Genomic DNA, 19,445 nt, shown 5'->3' on the forward strand with positions numbered 1-19,445 from the left:
GCGCGATGCCTCCGGCCATTTGGTGTGCGACCGCGCGGATTACTCGGCGGGAACGACATCCGCCGGCAGGCTGTCGTCGGCCGTGCCGGCCAGGGCTCTCGCCAGCTTGGCCTCGTCGAGCTCGCCTTCCCAGCGGGCGACAACCAGCGTGGCGACGGCATTGCCGATGAAGTTGGTCAGCGCCCGGCATTCCGACATGAAGCGGTCGACGCCGAGGATCAGCGCCATGCCGGCGACCGGCACCGACGGCACCACCGAAAGCGTCGCGGCCAGCGTGATGAAGCCGGCTCCCGTGATGCCGGCGGCACCTTTGGACGAGAGCATCGCCACCAGCAGCAGCAGGATCTGGTCGCCCATCGACAGGTGGATGTTCGTCGCCTGGGCGATGAACAGCGCGGCAAGCGTCATGTAGATGTTGGTGCCGTCGAGGTTGAAGGAATAGCCGGTCGGGATGACCAGTCCGACCACCGAGCGCTTGGCGCCGGCCTTTTCCATCTTCTCCATCAGCGAGGGCAGGGCCGCTTCCGACGAGGAGGTGCCCAGCACCAGCAGCAGCTCTTCCTTGATGTAGCGCAGCAGCGACAGGATGGAGAAGCCGTTGTAACGGCAGACCGCACCCAGCACGACGAACACGAACAGCAGCGACGTCGCGTAGAAAGTGCCGACCAGCATGGCGAGGTTGATGACCGAGCCGATGCCGTATTTGCCAATGGTGAAGGCCATGGCGCCGAAGGCGCCGATCGGGGCTGCCTTCATCAGCACGCTGACCAGCTTGAACATCGGCGCCATCAGCGCCTGCAGGAAGTTGAGCACCGGCGCGCCCCTGTCGCCGACCAGCGCCAGCGCGATGCCGAACAGCACCGAGAAGAACAGCACCTGCAAGATGTCGCCATCGGCGAAGGCGCCGACGATCGTGCTTGGGATGATGTTTATCAGGAAGCCGGTGACCGACTGGTCATGCGCTTTGGCGGCATAGGTGTTGACGGTCGAGGCATCGAGCGTGGCCGGGTCGATGTTGAAGCCGGCGCCCGGCTGAACGACATTGGCGACGACGAGGCCGATGATCAGCGCCAGCGTCGAGAAGGTGAGGAAGTAGAGCATCGCCTTGCCGGCGACGCGGCCGACCTTCTGCAGGTCGCTCATGCCGGCGATGCCGGTCGCGACCGTCAGGAAGATGACCGGGGCGATGATCATCTTGACCAGCTTGATGAAGGCGTCGCCGAGCGGCTTCATGCTCTCGCCGACAGACGGATAGTAGTGGCCGAGCAAGATGCCGACGGTGATCGCCACCAGCACCTGCACGTAGAGTTGGGCATAGAGGGGCTTGCGCTGCGCGGCAGGCGCGCCCGATTGGTCTGCGATGTGCATCGATCTCTCCCTGGCCGGATGGACGGAACCCGCCCTGCGTGACTTCTCCCATCGCGGCGTTCCGGTCGCCCGCCGCTAGCAAGGAGTTTTGCAAGCGCTGTGCCAGATAGGTGAAAGCACGGAATCCCGGGATTCCGGGCGTTGTTCGGCATCCTTCGGCGGAAGCTTGTGCGGATTTCCGCACACGAGGCGTTTGCCTGGGCGGAATTTCGCATTAGAGTGACGGCGAGGCCGCTAGAAAAGTGTGAGCGCTTTCCCTTGGGAATTGCGTCAAAACGAAAGAAGGAGAGGGCAGACGCTGCAGGCAGGCACCGACAGTGGTCCAGCAGGGTCTGCCGGCCGTGAAATGCTGCGCGAGGTGGTGGCGCGGCTGCGCGATGGCCGCTGGCTTGTCGTCGTTGTTGCCCTGGCGATCATGGCGGGCGCAATCGCTATGGCGGGGCGCATCGCCACCGGCCAGGCGACCAATGACTTGCGCGATAGCGCGCTCGCCGCTCTGCCGCTGGCGGCGGGAACGCTGACCGGCGAAATCGAAAAGCAGCGCCTGGTGCCGCTGGTGCTGGCCCGCGACGATGCCGTGCGCGGGGCGCTGCGCCGGGCCGGGACGATGCAGGAAGCGGCCCTCAACGACAAGCTCAAGGCGATTGCCGGCGATGCCTCGGCGTCCGCCATCTATGTCATCGACACGGCGGGCATCGCCATATCGGCCAGCAATGCCGGCGAGCCGACGAGCTTTGTCGGCATCGACTATAATTTTCGCCACTATTTCAACGAGGCCATGGCCAAGGGCGCGGCCAGCCAGTATGGGCTCGGCACAATCAGCGGCCGGCCGGGTCTCTATCTTTCGAGCCGCGTTGACGACAACGGCAAGCCGCTGGGCGTGGCGGTGTTGAAGGTCGAACTTGACGGTGTCGAAGCCAATTGGCGCTCCAGCGGGTTCCTGGTTTTCGTCACCGACGAACGCGGCGTCGTGCTGGCCACCAGTGAGCCCGAATGGCGGTTTCATGCGCTGGCGCCACTGTCCGCCCAGGATGCCGCCGCCGCCCATGAGCAGCTGCAGCTGACGGACGCCGCCTTCGAACCGCTGCCGATACGGCGCGGTGCCGGTGACGACCTGGCGACGATCGACGGTTCGGGAAAGCCACGCCAGTTCGTCGAGGTGGTGCAGGACCTGCCCGGTGCGGTGCCCGGCTGGCGCCTCTGGCTGTTGACGCCCGCCGACGCCGCCCTCTCATCCGCCGCCAACACGGCGCGGTTGACGACGCTGCTCGGGCTGCTGCTGACCGGCCTGCTTGCCTACGTATTCACAAGGCGCCGCCGCACCCGCCGTCTGCGGCAGGAGGCGCTGGCGCGCATGAATGCCGAACTCGAAAGCCGGGTCAGCACACGGACAGCCGAACTGACGCGCTCCAACACCGCGCTCGCCGGCGAAATCGCCGAGCGCGAAAATGCCGAGGCCAAGGTCCGCCGGCTGCGCGACGATCTCGCCCAGGCCAACCGGCTTTCCATCCTGGGCCAGATCGCCGCCGGCGTGGCGCATGAGATCAACCAGCCGGTCGCCGCCATCCGCACCTATGCCGAGAATGCCGGCCGCTTCCTCGAAACCGGCAAGACCGAACCGGCAAGCGGCAATCTGACATCGATCGTCTCGATGACCGAACGCATCGGCGCCATCACCAATACGCTGCGCACCTTCGCCCGCCGGCCGGGTGTCGCCGCTTCGCCCTTGCCGGTGCGCGAGGCGATCGACGGCGCGCTGTCGCTGCTGTCCGGCCGCATCCGCGATTCCGGCGTCACCATCGTCAAGCCGCAAGGCAACCAATCGCCGATGGTGATGGCGAGCCGCATCCGGCTGGAACAGATCCTGGTCAACCTGTTGCAGAATGCGCTGGACGCAATGAAGGACCAGCCCGATCCCCGCATCGAGATCGAACTCGCCGAGCGCGACGATCGGGTGTTGATCTCGGTGCGCGACAACGGCCCCGGCCTCGGGCCAGAAGCGGCCGGCAATCTGTTCATGCCGTTCCAGACCACCAAGGAGAAGGGGCTCGGCCTCGGGCTGGTGATCTCGCAGGAGATCGCCCAGGAATTGGGCGGCACCTTGCGGCTCGATCCCGAAAGCGTCAAAGGCGCATCCTTCACCATCGATTTGAGGCGAATAGAATGACCGACAAATCAGGGTTGGTCGCACTCGTCGACGACGATGCCGACCTGCTGCACGCCACCACGCAATTGCTCGAACTTGCCGGCTTCACTGTGGTCGCCCGCGATGCCGCTGAAACCGCACTAGCTGTCGTCGACAGGGACTTCGACGGCGTGGTCGTCAGCGACATCCGCATGCCGGGCATGAACGGGCTGCAGCTGTTCGACCGCATCAAGGCGATCGACCCTGATATACCGGTGATCCTGGTCACCGGCCATGGCGATGTCGATCTTGCCGTCGCCGCGCTCAAGGACGGCGTCTACGATTTCATCCCAAAACCCTATGCTGGCGACCGCCTTGTCGAGGCGCTGAAACGGGCGAGCGAAAAGCGGCGGCTGGTGATGGAGAACCGGCGGCTGCGCGAAGCCGCCGCGCTGGCCGCCGACGGCCTGCCGCTGATCGGCGAAGCGCCCGCCATCCGCCGGCTGCGCGAGACCTTGCGGCAGATCGCCGACATGGATGTCGACGTGCTGGTGGAAGGCGAGACCGGAACCGGCAAGGAAGTAGTGGCCGACCTCTTGCATCGGTGGGGCCGGCGCCGGGCCAAACCCTTCGTGGCGCTGAATTGCGGTGCCCTGCCGGAGACCGTCATCGAAAGCGAGCTGTTCGGCCACGAGGCCGGCGCATTCACCGGCGCGCAGCGGCGGCGGATCGGCCGTGTCGAGCATTCCAGCGGCGGCACGCTGTTCCTCGACGAGATCGAATCCATGCCGCCGGCTCTCCAGGTCAAGCTGCTGCGGGTGCTTGAAACGCGCAGCCTCACACCGCTCGGCTCGAACGAGATCCGGCGCCTCGATCTGAGGGTCGTGGCGGCGACGAAGGTCGATCTCGGCCGGCCCGACCAGCGCGGTGATTTTCGCGAGGACCTCTATTTCCGGCTCAACGTGGTGACGCTGCGCATTCCGCCTTTGCGCGAGCGGCGCGGCGACATCCCGATGCTGTTCGGCCATTTCCTCGGCAAGGCCGCCGAGCGCTTCGGTCGGCCCGTCGCCAAAATGAACGCCGCGGTCAGTGACCATCTCCAGGCGCATGCATGGCCGGGCAATGTCCGCGAACTCGCCCATTTCGCCGATCGCGTCGCCCTTGGCCTCGGCCCGGACGACGAGATGAGGGCGGTCTCCCCGCAATCGGCGGAGCCAGCGGCCTCGCTGCCCGAACGCGTCGGCCACTACGAGGCGCAGCTCATCCGCGATGCGCTGCGCGACCATGGCGGTGACGTGCGCGGCGCTATCGACGCGCTCGGCGTGCCGCGCAAGACGTTTTACGACAAGCTCAAGCGCTACGGCATTGCCGCGTCCGAGTTCCGCAATGGCGGCGATCCGCACCCTGTTCGAGAGCAGACATAGATTGCGCCGGCCTCACGCCTCATAACTGTTCATCCCATCCAGCCGAGCCTTCCGGAAAGAGCCATGAACACGACCCTCGAAACAACGGCAAACCCCTTGCCGCAAGACCTCACCTTTCTCAGCGAACAGCTGACGGCGTTCAACGACGGCGATGTCGGTGCGTCGGAAAGAAAGGCGCTCGCGGTGTTCGTGCGCGACGAGGCTGGCGCGGTCGTTGCCGGGATTTCGGGTTACACGGCGTGGGGCTGGCTCTACGTGCAATGGCTGTGGGTCGATGAAAGGCTGCGCGGCCAGCAAATGGCCGGCCAGATGCTGGATGCGGCCGAGAAGGAGGCCGTGGCGCGCGGTTGCAACAACGCCTGGATCGACACCTTCAATCCCAACGCCGCCAAGGTCTACCAGCGCCAGGGCTATCAGCCCTTCGGAACGCTGGCCGATTTCCCCGTCGGCCGCAGCCGCATCTTCCTGCAGAAGAGGCTGGCTTAACCTGCCAGTCTTCCGCCGCGCATCGGCTGCGGTGCGCCGGTGGTGCTTGGAAAACTGATCGGCAGGCCGCGCAGCACGCGCACCGCGAGGAAGGCGAAACACTCGGCTTCCACCGCATCGCCGCTCCAGCCGAGGCTTTCGGCCTGCACCACCTCGACGCCGGCGCGGCTGGCGAGCATTGCCATCATCGTCGGATTGTGGCGGCCGCCACCGCTGACCACCAATTTCTTCGGCCGGGTTGGCAAGAGGTCGAGCGCCTTGCCGATGGCGCCGGCCGTGAAGGCGGTGAGCAGGGCCGCACCATCCTCGGCATTCAGGCCGTCGGCCATGGCGGCGCCGAAGTCGAAGCGGTCCAGCGACTTGGGGTAGGGCTTGGTCAGATAAGGATGCTGCAACAGCTTGGCGAGCCGGGCTTCGTCGACCGTTCCCGCGCGGCCAAGCGCGCCGTCGCGATCCATGTCGCCGAGGCCCTTCGACTTGATGAAATCGTTGAGCGGCGCGTTGGCGGGGCCGGTGTCGAAGGCAACGACATTGTCGGCGCCGTCCCACCAGGTGATGTTGGCGACGCCGCCGAGATTGAGCACGGCCACTTCGCCACTGGCGCCCGCGCTGCGCATCAGCGCGGTGTGATAGGCAGCCGCCAGGGGGCGCGCCTTGCCCGCCGGCGCGCATGTCGGCCGAGCGGAAATCATAGGCGACCTTGGTGCCCAGTATGCTGTGCATCAGCTCGCCGTCGCCCAATTGCCGCGTCTGGCCAATCCGTCCGACCTGCGGCGCGCGATGCAGCACCGTCTGGCCGTGAAAGCCGACGACGCCGATATCGGCCATCGTCATGCCGTAGCCCTCGACCAATTCCTTGACCGCCGCCGACTGCGCGCGCGTCAGCGCTTCCTCCGCCTTGCGGAAGATCGCCGGTTCCGGCCCGACAAAATTCCAGGCTCTGGCCGCCGTCAGCGTCTCTTCCAGCAGCGACCGGATCGACTGGGCGTAAGGCATCAGCCGGTAGGTGCCGAAATCCTCGATGCGTTCGCCATCGGTCTTGATCAGCGCGACGTCGATATTGCCGTCAAGCACGGTGCCGGTCATCAGGCCGACGGCCCAGATTGGTTCCATCATCTAGCTCCTAAAGTCCATTGACGAGATCGCCGACCGCTTGCCGAAGCTGAACGATTCCGCTGTCGAAATGACGTGTCGGATGGATCCGGTTGGTGAGCAAGGTCCAGGCCTTGCCGCTGTCGAAATCGACCCACAGTCCCGTGCCGGTAAAGCCGGTGTGGCCGATGGTTCCAGGGCTGCACAAGGCCCCGCCGGACCAGCCCTTACAAGGGCGCTCCCAGCCATGGGTGCGTGTGGTAGACAAGGACGTGCGCATCAGGGCGGTCGAAAGCTCGGATGCGCCGGTCAGCAGCCCATGCGCGAAATCCAGTACCGAAGCGGCTGTTCCAAACAGGCCGGCATGACCGGCGCCCTGCAGCGCAGAGCAGTTGTCGTCGTGCACCTCGCCGGACAGGACGCGGTGACGCCAGGTGCAGTCCTCGGTCGCCGCGGCGGCGTCGGGCTCCGTGGACCATGCGAATCCGAGGCCGGGATCCATGTCGCGGATCGTTTTCCCCGACAGCCGCTCGAGCGCAAAGCCGAGCAGGATGAAGTTGATGTCGGAATAGACCAGGTCACGCGCCCGCCATTCGCGCTGCAGGATGAAGGCGCGCAGCAGGTCTGGGTCGCGTCCGTAAGTGTAGATCGGCTCGACGGCCGGGAAGGGCGTCTGATGGCCAAGGCACTGGCGGAACGTCACCTTTCGCTCCCAGGCCTCGGCATCATACTGGCGAAGGTCCGGCAGCACCGAGATCAGTGGCGCGTCGAGATCGATGACGCCGTCTTCGGCCAGCGCCAGAATGCGCGGCGTGGTAAAGATCACCTTGGTCAGGGACGCCAGGTCGAACCAGGTCTCGGCGGTCATCGGTCGCTGCTTCGGCACAAGTTGCGCCGAGCCGATTGCCCTGGTGATGCGGTGGCCATTGCTGTCGACAATGCCGAGCACGCCGCCGGGAATGCGCTTGCTGGACACTGCGGCTTCGAGCGGCGCGAACGCGCGGTCGAATAGCTGGGCGAGGGCGCTCAATGCCGGCCTCCACTAGAGAGGCTGCGATCCTTGGCGCCCCCCTCTGTCCTGCCGGACATCTCCCCCACCAGGGGGAGATCAGCAGCTTTGATGTTCCGCCAACCTTCCAACGTTGGAGATTGGCGAAAGCTGCGACGACATCCGATCTCCACCCTAGTGGGGGAGATGCCCGGCAGGGCAGAGGGGGGCGCTGTCCCGCCAACCGCTGACATTCGAGGGCCATCACCCTTCAACCCTCGCTCGATGATCCGGCCCAAATTGCTCCCACCGCGCCGGCGCCGGCTCGAAACCTTGCGGGCGCACCAGTGAAGGCACTTGGCGCGTGTCCAGTTCGAAATGCTCGCGCCGCCGGTCGATGGTCGGAACGGCGGCAATGAGTTTCTTCGTATAGGAATGCTTCGGCTCAGACAGCACCGAAGCCGCATCGCCGATCTCGACGATCTGGCCCGCATAGATGACGGCGATGCGATGCGCGATCCGCTCGACCACCGCCATGTCGTGCGAGATGAAAAGATAGGCCAGCCCAAACTCGCGCTGCAGGTCGACCAGCAGCTCCAGCACCTTGGCCTGGACCGAAACGTCGAGCGCCGACACCGCTTCATCGAGCACGACCACGGACGGGTTGAGCATCAGCGCGCGGGCAATGCACAGTCTCTGCCGCTGGCCGCCGGAGAATTCATGGGGATAGCGCTGAAGGCTATTCACGGGCAGGCCGACACGTTCCAGCAGGCTCGCCATCCTGGCGCGCGTCTCGGCATCCACACGGCCACCGGTGGCGATCACCGGCTCGGCCAGGATGCTTTCGATGGTCAGTCTGGGATTGAGCGAGGCATAGGGGTTCTGGAACACCATCTGCACCGGCTTGGCGCTGTGCTCCGCCGAGGCCGCCCGAGCGCCGACCGAGAAGCTCCCGCGCGTTGAACGGACCAGCCCGAGCACCGCCTTCGCGGTGGTCGATTTGCCCGAACCGCTCTCGCCGACGATGGCCAGCGTCTCGCCCGGCATCAGGTCGAAATCGATGCCGTCGACGGCGTGCACCGCACCGGTGGCGCGGCTGAAGAAATTGCTCTTGAGAGGGAACCGCACGACGAGGCCGTCGACCTTCAGCGCGGGTTTCATGTGCTCGCCCTTGTCGCGCTGGCCGTCGACACGCGCGGCGCTTCCGTTGGCGAAATGCGGCACATCCCGCAGCAGATGCTGCGTGTAAGGGTGCTGCGGCCTGTCGAGGATCTGGTTCAGTTCGCCTTGCTCCACGGCCTGCCCGTTCTGCATCACCATCACCTTGTCGGCGATGCCGGCAACCAGGCCGATATCATGGGTGATGAAGATCATCGACATGCCGGTCTCGCGCTTCAACTCGGCCAGCAGCGCCATGATCTGCGCCTGCACGGTGACGTCGAGCGCCGTCGTCGGCTCGTCGGCGATCAGCAGGCGAGGATTGCAGGCGAGCGCTATGGCGATCATCACCCTTTGCAGCATGCCGCCCGACAGCTGGTTGGGTGTGTATTTCAACCGCCGTGCGGCATCGGGAATGCGCACCCGGTCGAGCGCATCCTTGGCCGCTGCAGTAGCCTGCCGGCCTGTGAGGCCTCGATGCAGCCGGAACGATTCCTCGATCTGCGTGCCGATGGTCAGCACCGGATTGAGCGAGGTCATCGGTTCCTGGAAGATCATGCCGATCTCGGCGCCGCGAATGCCGGTCAGCTGAGGTTCGGTGGCTCCCATCAGGTCGAACAGGCTGCCGTCGGCCCGCTTCAATTTCATCGAACCGCCGATGATGCGACCGCCGCCGAAATCAATGAGACGGTTGATCGACAGCGCGGTGACGGATTTACCCGAACCGCTTTCACCGACAATGGCCAGTGTTTCGCCATCAGCCAGATCGAAGCTGACGCCGCGCACCACCTCATTGGCTTGGCGGTCGCGGCCGAAGCCGACGCGAAGGTCGCTGACCGACAGAAGGGGCGTCATGCCGGCGCCCTCCGCATCCTGGGGTCGAGGATATCGCGCAAGGCATCCCCAAGCAGGTTGAAGCCGAGGATGCTGATCATGATGGTCAGGCCTGGAAAGATCATCAGCCAGGGCGCGGTTTCCATCAGATTGCGGCTGTCGCTCAGCATCAGGCCGAGCGAGGCGGCGGGCGGCTGCGTGCCGAGGCCGAGGAAGCTCAGGCCGGCTTCGGTGAGCAGCGCCCAGGCCAGCGCCAGCGTCACCTGCACCGTCAACGGTGCCACCAGATTGAGCAGCAAATGGCGCGTGACGATGTAGAACGAGCTGCTGCCGAAGGTGCGCGCGGCGTCGACGAATTCGCGTGCTTTGAGTGAGAGGGCAGGGCCGCGGACCACGCGGGTGAAGATCGGCGTGTAGACGATGCCGATGGCGACGACGCTGGTCCATGTGCCCGGCCCGGCGACAGTGACGATGAGCAGGGCCAGAAGGATGGCGGGGAAGGCCAGCAGCACGTCCATGATCCGCATCACCACGCCATCCCAGCGGCGCCCGAGCCAGGCCGCCGCCAGCCCGAGCACCGTGCCGGCAAGAGTGGCGAAGGCCACCGAGAAGAAGGCGACCGTGAAGGATTGGCCGATGCCGGCCATCAGCCGGCTGGCGACGTCGCGACCGAACAAATCGGTGCCCATCCAGTAGGCGCCATTGGGCGCGTGCAGCCGGTCGACGCGGAACTGTGTGATCGGGTTGTGCGGCGTCAGCCCGACCAGGCCGAGGATGGCGATCAGCAAATAGATGCCGACAATGACGCCGCCGATGCGGCCGCTGCCGTGGCCGAAGATGGCGCGCAGGATGCGCATCACTGCTCTCCCAGCCGGATGCGCGGATCGAGCGCGACATAGGCGAGGTCGACCAGGAGATTGACGATCATGAAATTGAAGGCGATGAACAGCACGGCTCCTTGCACCAGCGCGTAGTCGCGCTGCAGGATAGCGTCCAGCACCATGCGGCCGAGGCCGGGCAAGGCATAGATCTGCTCGACGATGACGGCGCCGCCCAGGAGGTAGCCGAACTCGATGCCGCTCAACGTCACGACCGGGATCAGCGCGTTAGGAAGCGCATGCCGCCAGATGACGCTGCGCGCCGAGGCGCCCTTACTGCGCGCGGTGCGCACATAGTCGTCACTCAACACGTCGAGCATGGCCGAACGCGATATGCGCGTGACCGAAGCGGCAAAGGCAAAGCCAAGCGTGATGGCGGGCAGGATCAACTGGCTGAGATTGCGCAAGGGATCCTGCCTGAGCGGTGCGAATTCGCCCATCGCCGGCAGCACGCCAAAGCCGGCCGACAGCGTGTAGATGATCAAAAGGCCAAGCACGAAGCTCGGCGTCGACTGGCCGATCATGGCGGCGATACGCACCCCCAGGTCGGACAGTTTCTCATTGTGCGTCGCGGCGTAGATGCCTGCCGGCATGCCGACGGCAAGCGCGATGATCATCGACAGGACGGCCAGCTCGAGCGTCAGTGGGAAGCGTTCGAGGATGACATCGAGCACCGGCCTGCCATAGGTGACCGAAATGCCGAAATTGCCGTGCAGGATGCCGCCGATCCAGCGCCAGTACTGGACGAACCAGGGCTGGTCGATGCCGAAATAGGCGGCGAGCGAATCCCGCTGTGCCGGCGTCAGCAGCCCGGCTTCGGTGCCCAGCATCGCCGTGATCGAATCGCCGGGGACCATCCGGATCGCCACGAAGACCAGGACGGACACGCCAAACAGGACGAGAGGAAACGTCGCCAGTCGTCGCATCAGATAGTTCACGCGAAGAAGTCCTCTCGCCCAATGCCTGCCGCGGCTACTGCTGGATGGTAACCTTGCTCAGGCTGAACAGCGTGCCGGTCGGCGTCGGCACGAAGCCGGCGATGTTCTTCTGCTGGGCTGTGTAGCTGTAGGACGTGTAGAGCCAGATCCATGGCGACATCTCGGCGAGGTGCTTCTCGAACTCGGCGAAGATCGCCTTGCGCTTGGCCGGGTCGGTCTCGGCGCGGCCCTGCTGCATCTGGCTGTCCAGAGTGTCGTCGATGTAGTTCGCCACCTTCTGCAGATTGCCTGATTTGGTCCAGTAGCGGTTGTACATGGTGTAGGGGTCGGCGCGGCCGCCATTGAGCGCGATCGCCATGTCGAAATCGCCCTTCAGCCAGGCGTCGACATAGACGTTGAGCTCCATCATCTTGATGTCGAGCTTGACGCCGATTTCAGCGAGCTGCGACTGGATGACCTGGGCCTCCGCCGCCGCCGTCGGCGGCTCGCCGGTGGCGCCGATCACGGTCGCCGAAAAGCCGTCGGCAAAGCCGGCCTCGGCCATCAGCTTCTTGGCCTTTTCGACATCGCGCTTGTAGCAGAACAGCTGGATCGGATCGGTCGCCAGCGCCGGGATGGTCAGCGGTCCGGTGACCTTGCCTTCGCCGAGCGAGGCGGTGTCCAGCACCTCCTGCCGGTCGATGGCGCAGGAGATCGCCTGGCGCACCTTGAGCTCGGTCATCGGCTTGCGCGACGGGTTGAGCTGCAGCACGTGATAGGCGAGCACGGGCACGCGGTTCAGTTGCAGGCTGGCTTCCTTCGGCACCAGCGTCGCGACCAGCGGGTCGTTGAGCAGCGCGAAATCGATCTGCTTGGTGCGCATGGCGGCCAGGATCGCCGCTTCGTCCGGCAGCACGCTGATCTCGATGCCGTCGACACCGGTCGCGCCGCCGGCCCAGTCCTTGTTGGCGCTCAAGACTTCCTTGGCGTTGGGATCCCATTTGTCGAGCTTGAACGGACCTGAGCCAACCGCCTTGGTGCCGATCGAGCCGGCCTTGATTTCGCTGGCCGGAACGATGGCAGCGTTGACGTCGCTCATCGCCGTCAGGATCGGCACGTCGGGCTGCGACAGATGGAACACGACGGTCGCCGCATCCGGCGTGTCGATGCTGGCGATCGACAGGAAGTTGGCGCGAGCGGCCGCCCCAGTCTTCTCGTCGAGGATGCGCTCGAACGAGGCCTTGACGTCGGCCGAGGTCACCGCCGTACCGTCCTGGAATTTCGCCTTGGGATCGAGCTTGAAGGTCAGTTCCTTGCCGTCCTTGGAGAATTCCCAGGATGTGGCGATTGCCGGGATGATCTGCAGGCTGGCGTCGACTCGCACCAGCGGCTCATAGATCAGTTCCAAAAGCCGCAGCGACGAAAACGCCGTCTGCTTGTGCGGATCAAGGCCGGTGGCGTCCTGCGACCAGGCCATATGCAGCGTTGCCGCCTGTGTTGAAACCGTGGCCATGCCGAGCATCGCGGCAACCGTGATGCCCGACAGCAATGTTCTTGTGAGATGCCTTGTCATTTTCGTCTCCCATTATGATTTGACTTGATGCCTTGCAGTTTCTGCCGACCGCTTCCAAGACACACATGCTTCGGAGTATCGGCCCAGTTCTATGCGGCCTTAGGCCGTCTTGTCGCTGATTGCCTTTCGCAGGAAGCCTCCGGCCTTGCCGAGGGCAGCCCGCGCCGCCTCGACATCAAGGCCAGTGATCGTCACCAGGATCGCTAGCTTCACGTCATTCCCGGTTTGCTGGAGCGCCTGTTTGGCCTGCTGCGCCGTGCAGCCCGTCGTCTGCATGACCATCCTGGTTGCCCTTGCCACCAGTTTCTTGTTGGACGGGTTGAGGTCGACCATCAGATTCTGAAAACTCTTGCCGATGCGGATCATCGAGGCCGTGGTCAGCATGTTGAGCACCAGCTTCTGCGCGGTTCCCGATTTCAGCCGGGTCGAGCCGGTGAGCACTTCGGGGCCGACGACCGGCGAGATGGCGATGTCGGCGATGCCGGCAATGGTCGAGGCCGGATTGCAGGACAGGGCGACCGTGGCGGCACCCACCCGTTTCGCATAGTTCAGCCCACCGATGACATAGGGCGTACGCCCGCTGACCGCGATGCCGACGACAATGTCGTCCGCTGTGAGCCCGATCTCCTGCAGCGCCTGCGCGCCCATTTTCGGATCGTCTTCGGCGCCTTCCAGCGACCGCACCAGGGCATCGGGACCGCCGGCGATCAGGCCGACAACCATGCCTTCGGGCACGCCGAAAGTGGGCGGACACTCCGAAGCATCGAGAACCCCGAGCCGGCCGCTGGTGCCGGCGCCGATATAGATCAGCCGCGCGCCTTTCTGGAAGGCAAGCACGATACGATCGACCGCGGCGGCGATTTCCGGCAGCACCTTTTCGACAGCCGCCGGAACAATCCTGTCCTCATCATTGATCTTGCGCAGCACATCGATGGTCGGCAGCAGGTCGATATCCATCGTCCGCGGGTTACGGCCTTCGGAAACCAGCAGGTCCAGCTCAGACATCAATCCTTGCTCGGTCATTCCAGTGCCTTCAAAATTCTGCTGCCCGGCATGGCTCAATGGGCGCCAGGGAACACGGACCTTGGGTCCGTCATCGCATTTTTCTTTGTTAACTTTTTAGAATTGGATATTCGTATCGTCAACAGGAGATTGGAATATTTTATTCCAACTCCCGCGAAACTTACTGTGTACAGAGCGACCGTTTGGCAAGGATGATCGCACCGGACACGGCGTCACCGTCGGCGGGCTTCAGACGGCGCCGCACATCGGGCGAAAGCCAGGGTTCGAGCGGGCTGGCGAGGCCGCCCAGCAAGGTCACGCGCGGCGCGCCTTTTTCGAACAGCACCCGCACCAGCGTGTCGATCTGCTCGGCGGCACTTTGCACGATGCGCCGTCCGGCGGGATCGCCCTGGTCGGCATGGCGCATCACCATCGGCGCCAACGCGGCGTAATCCGTGGCGCTGGCGCGGTCCATCCAGGCGACGGCCTCCATCGGGTCGCCCTCGAAGCGCTGCATCACCTCCGCCAGCAGCGCTGTCCGCTCGTGCCGGCCGTCATGGGCGCGCAGAGCCAGTTGCACGGCTTTCAGGCCAAGATCGGCGCCGCTGCCCTCATCAGAGATCGGAAAACCGTAACCGCCGACCCGCAGGTCGCGCCCCTCGGCGAAGCCAAGGCCGATCGAACCGGTGCCGGCGATGACGATGGCACCGTCCTGCCCGGAATGCGCGCCAAGGCAGGCGCCAACGCCGTCGCTGACGAAATCGATGCTGGCAAAGGGATGCGCGATTGCCCGCAACGCCTCCAGCGCACCCTTGCGGCCGATGCCGGCGAGGCCGATGCCGGCCCGGATTCGGCCGATCTCGAACGGCCCGAAGCCTGTCTCTTCGATCGCCGCGCCAAAGGCTTTGGCAATGGAAGCCCAGGCCGCGTCGATCCCGAGCCGCGTTGTCGCCGGGCCTGACAGGCCCTGTCCCAGCACGGTTCCCGCCGCATCCTCGATGCGGGCCCGGCAGCCGGTGCCGCCGCCATCGACGCCGAGGAAATAGTCCACGCCGCTCATGCGCTCAGCCGCTCGATGTCGGCGCCGCAAAGGCGCAGCTTGCGATCCAACTGCTCATAGCCGCGATCGAGATGATAGACGCGGTTGATGATCGTCTCGCCTTCGCTGACCAGCGCCGCCAACACCAGCGACACCGAGGCGCGCAGGTCGGTGGCCATGACTTGAGCGCCATGCAGTTTCTCGCCGCCGCGCACCAGCGCCATGGTGCCTTGCAGCTTGATGTTGGCGCCGAGCCGCATCAGCTCCGGCACATGCATGAAGCGGTTCTCGAAAATGGTTTCGCGCAGCAGCGATGCGCCCTCGGCGCAACACATCAGCGCCATGAACTGCGCCTGCAGGTCGGTCGGAAAACCCGGATAGGGTTCCGTCGTGAGGTCGGCGGCCTTGAGCGGCCGCTCGCGCGAGACGATGAGCCCGCGGTCGCCGGGCCAGACGCTGACGCCGGTGGCTTCCAGCAATTGCACCACCGAGGCCATATGTTCGAGCCGGGCGTGGGTGAGCTCGAGCTGGCCGCCGGTGATCGCCGCGGCGATCGCATAGGTGCCGGCCTCGATCCGGTCCGGGATGATGTCGTGCCTGGCCGCATGCCAGCCGGTGTCGCCGGCGATCAGAATGCGGTGCGTGCCGGCGCCCTCGATGCGCGCGCCCATGGCGTTGAGGCAGGCGGCGAGATCAGCCACTTCCGGTTCGCGCGCCGCGTTGAGGATCTCGGTTTCGCCCTTGGCCGTGGTCGCCGCCATCATTGCGGTTTCGGTTGCCCCGACCGACGGCGAACTGAGTACGATGCGCGTGCCGGTCAGCCCGTTCGGCGCCGAGGCGACGATGGAGCCGTTCTCGATCGCAATCCTTGCACCCGGTGCCGCGAGTGCCGCGACATGCATGTCGACCGGCCGCGCGCCGATCGCGCAGCCGCCCGGCAGCGAAACCCGGGCATGGCCGAACCGGGCGAGCAGCGGCGCCAGCACCAGCACCGTCGCGCGCATTTTGCGTACCGTGTCATAAGACGTTTCCTTCGAAACGGCAGCGCTTGTGTCGATCGTCGCGGCATGCGCCGACCGCGTCACCTCGGCGCCGTGAAGCCGCACCACGCCGAGCATGTTTTCGACGTCGGTTACATCTGGCAGATTGGTCAGTTCGAGCGGGTAGGGGCTGAGCAGGGCAGCCGCGATCTGCGGCAGAGCGGCGTTCTTGGCGCCTGAAATGGTGACCGCGCCTTCCAGTCTTCGTCCGCCGACGATCCGCAATCTGTCCATGGCTGAACCCTTGTATGGCGAAAGCCGGGCGGCGGTCTCTCCGGAAGACCTTCTCGATTCCCGAACCTGGCCGATCCGAGAATTAATTCTGCGTTCTTGGCTGTCAATCGAAATTGGAATATTTTATTCCTCCAAGCACCGCAGCGCTCCAGAGGGTTCATGTCCGTTCTCAAGCAGATCCATGCGAAGCTCGACGGCATGGCGCCCGGCGATCGCGAGATCGGCCAGTACATCGTCGACAATCCCGACCAGATGCTGCGGCTGTCGACGGCAGCGCTTGCGGCCGAGATCGGCCGCAGCCAGTCGAGTGTGGTCAAGTTCAGCCAGAAACTCGGCTATGCCAGCTACCAGGAGCTCAAGCTCGCCGTCAGCGAGGCCAAGGCGCAGGACTGGCAGGTGCCGGCCGGCGTTATCCACGGCTCGATCGAGGTCGGTGACAACTATCCGGTCATCCTGAAGAAGCTGATCGGCAGCAAGCTGCTGTCGATGCAGCAGACCGTCGCCGCCAACACCGAGCGCATCATCGGCCGCACGCTGGAACTGCTCGACGGCGCGCGCCGCATCCATCTGGTCGGCGTCGGCGCCTCCTCGCTGGTGGCGCGCGACTTCTCCTACAAGCTGATGAAGCTCGGCCGCAACGTGCTGCATGACAGCGACAGCCATATCCAGATGGCCAATGCCGCGACGCTCGGGCCTGGCGACGTGCTGTTCGCGCTCTCCTATTCCGGCGCCAGCATCGAAACCTTGCGCATCGCCGAGCTTGCCCGCAAGCGCGGCACGATGGTGATCGCCGTCACCGGCCTGCACGACAATCCGCTGAGCCGCGTCGCCGACATCCGCCTCTACACCATCGCCGATGAAGAGCGCGCGCGCTCCTCCTCCATCACCGCGCGCGACGCACAGCTGACGCTGACCGATTTGCTGTTCATCCTTTTGGTGCAGAGGCAGCCGGACGCCAACGACTATGTCCACAACAGCGAGATGGCGGTCTCCGTGCTGAAGGCCGAGCGGTCCTCGTAGGCGTAAGCCGCCTGTAGGGCCGCCGGCGGGTTCGGCAAGCTGCGATTAGGTGGGTGGCTACCAGCTCGTGTGCACCTTCAGCTTGAACGAACGGCCTTCGCCGTAGGAGCAGGTCAGCGTCGTCTGACAACTGGCGACATAGGTCTTGTTGAACAGATTGGTGACGTTGAGATCGACGCCCCAATTCTCCTTCTCGTAGCCGAGTTTCAGGTCGGCGAGCGTGACGGCCGGCACCTTCGCCGTGTTCTCGTTGTCGGCCCATGAGGAGCCGATATAGCGCAGACCGCCGCCAATCGAGATGCCGTCATACCAGTCACCACGGAATGTGTAGTCGGCGGAGGCCGAGGCCATCACTTCCGGTACGATGAAGGGCGTCTTGCCAATCAGCGCCGGGTTGGCATCCTTCGTGATTTCGAGATTGTAGGCGGTGAATGCGCCCGTAATCCGGAAATCATCCGTCATATTCACCTTGCCTTCGAGTTCGACGCCGCGTGAGCGCACTTCCCCGGTCTGCATCTGTGTGAAGAGCGTGACGTTCGAGGGCACGTTCTGGCGCGTCAGGTCAAACAAGGACAGGGTGAACAAGGCATCGATGAAGGTCGGCACATATTTCACGCCGACTTCATATTGCGTGCCTTCTTCCGGCCTGAACAGATTGCCCATCGCGTCCGTACCGATGATCGGATTGAAGAAAGTGGCGATGCTGGCATAAGGGGTTACGCCGTTGGCGAACTCATAGGCGAGGCCGGCACGGCCGGAGAAATCGCCTACCGTGCTGCTCTGCGTGCTGGAGCTCGCCGAGTAGAAGGTCGGACGATTATCGGCGTCGAGCCAGCCACGGTCGTAGCGGCCATTCAGCGTCACCAGCCAGCCATCGCCAAAACGCAGCTGATCCTGCGCATAGAAGCCAAGCTGCTTCTGCGTCAGGTTCTGGTTGAGGTAGCTGACGCGTGGCGTCAGCGGCGACCCGTATACCGGATGGAAGGCATCAATGGGATTGTCGTAGTTGGGATCGTAGAGGCCAGAGGACTGTACCTGATCGATGTTGTAGTATTTGAAGTCCAGACCGGCGAGGATCGTGTGCTCGATTGGACCGGTCGTCACCTTGCCTTCGATCTGGTTGTCGAGAAGGAAGGTCTTTGCCGTGGTGTCGTGGTCGAAATTTATTCGCGCCAGGTCGGTAGGCCCGCCGGTGAGCGACCAGCCGTTCGGATAGACACTGACCTCATCGATATCGGCGGCGGTGAAGCGGGCGTTGGAACGCGCGGTCCAGTCATTGTCGAAATCGTGTTCGAACTCATAACCGATCGAGCCTTGTTCACGCTTGTAGAGATCGATGCTTGGTTCGGTGAAATTCGCATCGGGGTCGATGCGGCCGTAGTTCACCCCACCGGCAATGTGGTCCGTCACCGTGCCGTCATAGGGCAGGAAGCTGCCGCCATTATGGTTCTCGTCGATGTGGCTGTAGTTGGCCAGGATGGTCAACGTGGTTGCTTCGTCCGGCTTCCACGTAATGCTGGGCGAGATGAAGCCGCGCCAGCCGTTCTGCAGGTCGCTGTAGGTGTCGCCGCCGGCGACCTTGCCATTGATGCGGTAGCTGACCGTGTTGTTGCTGGCCACGTCGCCGACGTCGAAGCCGAGATAGACATTGCCGGCATCGTTGACGCCGGTTTCGACATAGCGCTTGCGTTCGAACTCGGGCCGCTTGCTGACATAGTTGACCAGTCCGCCGGGGTTGCTGCCGCCATAGAGCACTGAGGCCGGGCCCTTCAGCACCTCGATGCGCTCAAGGCCGAAACTGTCGACATAGAAGCCGCCGAAGCCGTAGCTGAACAGCTGCAGGCCATCCATGTAGGTGCCGGTAGCGGTCGCCTGGAAACCGCGGATCAACAGCCAGTTGGTGTCGCTGTCCGGGCCGAAGGGCTGGGCGAAGACGCCGGCCGTGTAGCGCAAGGCCTCGTCCACCTTCTGCGCGCCCTGGTCGTCGATCTCCTGCCGGCCGACGACAGAGACGGATTGCGGGATGTCCTTGATGTCGGTTGCCGTCTTCGAGCCTGTCGTGGTCTTCTTGGCGACGACACCTTCGACCGGCCCGGTCGCGCTGCCGCCAGCCTCACCCTCGACCACCACCGGCTCAAGCTGGGTGCTGGTTTGCACGGCCTGCGCGAAGGCGGCCATCGGCGTGATCATTGCGACAGTGGCGACACTGGCCGCCAGAAGCGCCTTCCTCCGGTAAAGTCTGCTCATCAGGAAAGTCCCCGCCTGTC

At 64.6% G+C, this 19,445-nt stretch carries 14 protein-coding genes and 1 pseudogene; 4 read left to right on the forward strand and 11 right to left on the reverse strand.

Annotation, left to right across the window (positions count from 1 at the left end):
* Positions 1-39: 39 nt before the first annotated feature.
* A complete protein-coding gene (locus tag HB778_RS22610; RefSeq protein ID WP_183457091.1) occupies positions 40-1,368 on the reverse strand; it encodes a dicarboxylate/amino acid:cation symporter in 1,329 nt (442 codons plus the stop codon).
* Between the two features lie 346 nt (positions 1,369-1,714).
* On the opposite strand from HB778_RS22610, the gene HB778_RS22615 reads away from it, so the two are divergent.
* From HB778_RS22615 to HB778_RS22625, 3 genes are all read left to right on the forward strand, one after another.
* Positions 1,715-3,535: a sensor histidine kinase gene (locus tag HB778_RS22615; RefSeq protein WP_183457092.1), complete on the forward strand. Its 1,821-nt coding sequence runs from the start codon at positions 1,715-1,717 to the stop codon at positions 3,533-3,535.
* Positions 3,532-4,917 carry a sigma-54-dependent transcriptional regulator gene (locus tag HB778_RS22620; RefSeq protein ID WP_183457094.1) on the forward strand — a complete coding sequence of 462 codons (1,386 nt, stop codon included), beginning with the start codon at positions 3,532-3,534 and terminating at the stop codon, positions 4,915-4,917. The genes HB778_RS22615 and HB778_RS22620 overlap by 4 nt, the downstream gene beginning before the upstream one ends.
* Positions 4,918-4,980: 63 nt before the next feature.
* On the forward strand, positions 4,981-5,403 hold the full coding sequence (locus tag HB778_RS22625) for a GNAT family N-acetyltransferase (protein WP_183457096.1): 423 nt from the start codon (positions 4,981-4,983) through the stop codon (positions 5,401-5,403).
* On the opposite strand, the pseudogene HB778_RS22630 reads toward HB778_RS22625, so the two are convergent.
* From HB778_RS22630 to murA, 9 genes and pseudogenes are all read right to left on the reverse strand, one after another.
* Positions 5,400-6,516, reverse strand: a pseudogene (locus tag HB778_RS22630) (anhydro-N-acetylmuramic acid kinase). The gene HB778_RS22625 and the pseudogene HB778_RS22630 sit on opposite strands and share 4 nt — an antisense overlap.
* A gap of 10 nt (positions 6,517-6,526) precedes the next feature.
* Entirely contained in the window at positions 6,527-7,525 is a 999-nt protein-coding gene (locus tag HB778_RS22635; protein WP_183457098.1) for a serine hydrolase domain-containing protein, read from the reverse strand.
* 222 nt (positions 7,526-7,747) lie between these two features.
* Entirely contained in the window at positions 7,748-9,496 is a 1,749-nt protein-coding gene (locus HB778_RS22640; protein WP_183457100.1) for an ABC transporter ATP-binding protein, read from the reverse strand.
* Positions 9,493-10,332, reverse strand: coding sequence for an ABC transporter permease (locus HB778_RS22645; RefSeq protein WP_183457102.1), 840 nt, complete (start codon positions 10,330-10,332; stop codon positions 9,493-9,495). Before HB778_RS22645 ends, HB778_RS22640 begins: the two co-directional genes overlap by 4 nt.
* Entirely contained in the window at positions 10,332-11,291 is a 960-nt protein-coding gene (locus HB778_RS22650) for an ABC transporter permease (RefSeq protein ID WP_183457104.1), read from the reverse strand. The genes HB778_RS22645 and HB778_RS22650 overlap by 1 nt, the downstream gene beginning before the upstream one ends.
* 34 nt (positions 11,292-11,325) lie before the next feature.
* Positions 11,326-12,843, reverse strand: a complete 1,518-nt coding sequence (locus HB778_RS22655; protein WP_183457106.1) for an ABC transporter substrate-binding protein — start codon at positions 12,841-12,843, stop codon at positions 11,326-11,328.
* Positions 12,844-12,942: 99 nt separating this feature from the next.
* A complete protein-coding gene (murQ, locus tag HB778_RS22660; protein ID WP_183457108.1) occupies positions 12,943-13,866 on the reverse strand; it encodes an N-acetylmuramic acid 6-phosphate etherase in 924 nt (307 codons plus the stop codon).
* A gap of 160 nt (positions 13,867-14,026) precedes the next feature.
* A complete protein-coding gene (locus HB778_RS22665; RefSeq protein ID WP_183457110.1) occupies positions 14,027-14,905 on the reverse strand; it encodes an N-acetylglucosamine kinase in 879 nt (292 codons plus the stop codon).
* Entirely contained in the window at positions 14,902-16,158 is a 1,257-nt protein-coding gene (gene murA, locus HB778_RS22670) for a UDP-N-acetylglucosamine 1-carboxyvinyltransferase (protein WP_183457112.1), read from the reverse strand. The genes HB778_RS22665 and murA overlap by 4 nt, the downstream gene beginning before the upstream one ends.
* A gap of 159 nt (positions 16,159-16,317) precedes the next feature.
* On the opposite strand from murA, the gene HB778_RS22675 reads away from it, so the two are divergent.
* The gene (locus tag HB778_RS22675) at positions 16,318-17,178 is read left to right on the forward strand and encodes a MurR/RpiR family transcriptional regulator (RefSeq protein WP_183457114.1); all 861 of its coding nucleotides are present in this window, start codon (positions 16,318-16,320) and stop codon (positions 17,176-17,178) included.
* A 57-nt stretch (positions 17,179-17,235) separates the two neighbouring features.
* Here the strand turns inward: HB778_RS22675 and HB778_RS22680 are convergent, their stop codons facing one another.
* Complete coding sequence (locus tag HB778_RS22680; protein ID WP_183457116.1) at positions 17,236-19,425, reverse strand: TonB-dependent siderophore receptor; 2,190 nt, start codon at positions 19,423-19,425, stop codon at positions 17,236-17,238.
* Positions 19,426-19,445: the final 20 nt, after the last annotated feature.

The sequence above is a fragment of the Mesorhizobium huakuii genome, assembly GCF_014189455.1.
Classification (GTDB): domain Bacteria; phylum Pseudomonadota; class Alphaproteobacteria; order Rhizobiales; family Rhizobiaceae; genus Mesorhizobium; species Mesorhizobium huakuii_A.